The sequence below is a fragment of the Embleya sp. NPDC005971 genome, assembly GCF_040629175.1.
Taxonomy (GTDB): domain Bacteria; phylum Actinomycetota; class Actinomycetes; order Streptomycetales; family Streptomycetaceae; genus Embleya.
This window is the reverse complement of sequence record NZ_JBEXUX010000169.1, coordinates 1-2815: the sequence shown is the minus strand read 5'-3', so window position 1 is coordinate 2815 and position 2815 is coordinate 1. Positions and strand designations below refer to the sequence as shown.

Annotated in this window: 1 protein-coding gene; it reads left to right on the top strand. The window is 72.7% G+C overall.

Going from position 1 to position 2815, the window contains the following annotated elements:
• The coding region (locus ABZ374_RS48310) for a type I polyketide synthase (RefSeq protein WP_360325156.1) at positions 1-2815 on the top strand (2815 nt) is incomplete at both ends.

The window sequence follows — 2815 nt, the reverse complement described above, 5'->3', positions numbered from 1 at the left end:
TACAGCAACCTGCGCGAGACCGTGCGGTTCGAGGAGACGGTGCGGCTGCTGCTCGCGCAGGGCTTCGACACCTTCGTCGAGGCCAGCGCACACCCCGTCCTGACCGGTTCGATCGGGGACACCATCGAGTCCGCCGAGGCCCGAGCGGTATCCATGGGCACGCTGCGTCGGGGCGAGGGGGGCCGTGACCGGTTCACCGCGGCGCTTGCCGAGGCGTTCGCCGTGGGGCTGCCGGTCGACTGGCGACCGCTGCTGGACGGCGGGGGCGCCGGGCCGGTGGAACTGCCGACGTACGCCTTCCAGCGCAGGCGGTACTGGCCGGCGACTGCCGGTTCGACCGCCGGCGACCTCGCGTCGGCGGGACTGACCATGGCCGACCACCCGCTGCTCGGGGCTGCGGTACGGCTGGCCGACTCCGACGGCCTCGTCCTGACCGGATCGCTCTCCCTCGGCTCGCACGCGTGGCTGGCCGGTCACCGGGTTGCCGGATCGGTGGTGCTTCCCGGCGCGGCCGTGGTCGACCTGGCCGTTCGCGCGGCGGACGAGGTGGGCTGCGACCTGCTGGAGGAACTCGTCCTGGAGGCCCCGCTGCGGATTCCGGACCAGGGCGCGGTACGCATCCAGCTACGGGTGGACGAGTCCGCCGACGTCGGGACGTACGGCCTGGGCATCTATTCCCGCCCGGCCGACGCGGATGCCGCCGACGGCTGGACGCGGCACGCCACGGCCGTATTGGCGACCGGTGCGGGCCGGGAGGTCGAGTGGGCCGCGGCCTGGCCACCGGCCGGCGCACAGGCGATCGACCTCGACGGCTTCTACGACGGCCTGGCCGAGGCGGGACACGACTACGGCGGCCTCTTCCGCGGGTTGCGGGCGGCCTGGCGCGTCGGGGACGACCTCTGCGCCGAGGTGGCGCTGCCCACGGACGAGGAGGCTTCGTCCGGATTCGGCATCCATCCGGCCCTGCTGGACGCCGCGTTGCACGGCATTGCCCTCGGTGGCCCCGCGGACGGACGCCTGCGGCTGCCGAGCCGTTGGGCGGGCGTGTCCCTGGCCGCGACCGGTGCGACCGCGCTGCGCGTGCGACTTGCGCACCTCGGTCCCGACGAGGTTGCCGTCGAACTGGCCGACCAGGCCGGTCGGTCGGTGCTGACCGTCGACTCGCTGGTGGTCAGGCCGGTCTCGATCGAGGAGTTCCGGGAGGCGCGGGGCGACCGTGCCCGAAGCATGTTCCGTGTCGACTGGGTGCCTGCCCCGAGCTCGGCCGATGCGATGGGCGAGTCGCTGCCCGAGGAGTGGGCGGTACTTGCCGCGATCGACGCGCAACCGGCCGCCGGGCCCCTGGCCGTGTACTCGGACCTCGGCGCGCTCGGCGCAGCCGTCGACGCGGGTGGCCCGATTCCGGAGGTCGTGCTGCTTCCGTGCGGGATCTCGTCGTCGCAGGACGCCGCCGACCCGGCCGGGGCCTTCCCGGATGCCGAGGCCGTGCATGCGGTTGCGGTGGGGGTGTTGTCGGTGGTGCGGGGGTGGTTGGGGGACGGGCGTTTTGTGGGGTCGCGTCTGGTGGTGGTGACTCGGGGTGCGGTGGGGGCCGGGTCGGGGTCGGTGGTGTCGGATGTGGCGTCGTCGGTGGTGTGGGGTCTGGTGCGGTCGGCGGCGACGGAGCATCCGGACCGGTTCGCGCTGGTCGACGTCGATGGCGGGGATTGGGTTGCCGGGTTGTCCGGGGCTTTGGCGTGCGGCGAGCGTGAGGTTGTCGTTCGTGGGGATGCGGTGTCGGTGCCGCGTCTGGTGCGGCATGCGGTCGATGCGGGCGTCGAGGGCTCGTCGTTCGGTGCGGGCACGGTGCTGATCACCGGCGGTACGGGCACGTTGGGCGCTTTGGTGGCCCGGCATCTGGTGACCGAATACGGCGTGCGGAGCCTGGTGTTGCTCAGTCGCCGGGGCGAACATGCTTCCGGAGCCACCGCTTTGGTGGCGGAGCTGACGGAGCTGGGCGCGTCCGTTGTGGTCGAGGCGGGCGATGCGGCCGATCGGGATGTGCTGGTCCGTGTGCTGGAGGGTCTTCGGGTTCCGTTGACCGGTGTGGTGCATGCGGCGGGGTTGTTGGACGACGGCCTGGTGGAGGCGTTGACCGACGAGCGGTTGCACACCGTGTTGCGGTCCAAGGTGGACGGTGCGGTCAACCTGCACGAGTTGACCCGCGATCTGGACCTCGCCGCTTTCGTGCTCTTCTCCTCCGCCGCGAGTGTGTTCGGCAACAGCGGTCAGGCGAACTACGCGGCGGCCAACGCGTTCCTGGACGCCCTGGCGGAACACCGCCGGGCATCCGGCCGCCCCGGAATCTCCCTCGGCTGGGGCCCGTGGGCCCGATCCAGCGGTATGACCGCCGATACCGAGGGCAGCGCGGCCGCCCGGGCGCTGCGTCGCGGAGTGCGCGCCCTGACCGACGAGGACGGGCTCGCCCTCTTCGACGCCGCCGTGCGCTCCGACGCGGCGCACCTCCTGCCGGTCCTGCTCGACCCGGCGGCGCTGCGGACCCGCGCGGCTGCCGGCGCGTTGCCGGACGTGTTGCGCGGGTTGGTACGCGCGACGAGCCGTCGGATCGCGACCGGTGCGGCCGACGCGGCCGGATCCACCTTCGCGTCCCGGCTCGCGGTGCTCGACGACGAGGCGCGCGAGGCCGAGATCCTCCACCTGGTCCGGACGAACGTCTCACTCGTGTTGGGTCACGAGTCGGGTGAGGTGGTGGGCGCTGGGCGGGCGTTCAAGGATCTCGGGTTCGATTCGATGTTGGCGGTGGATCTGCGGAACC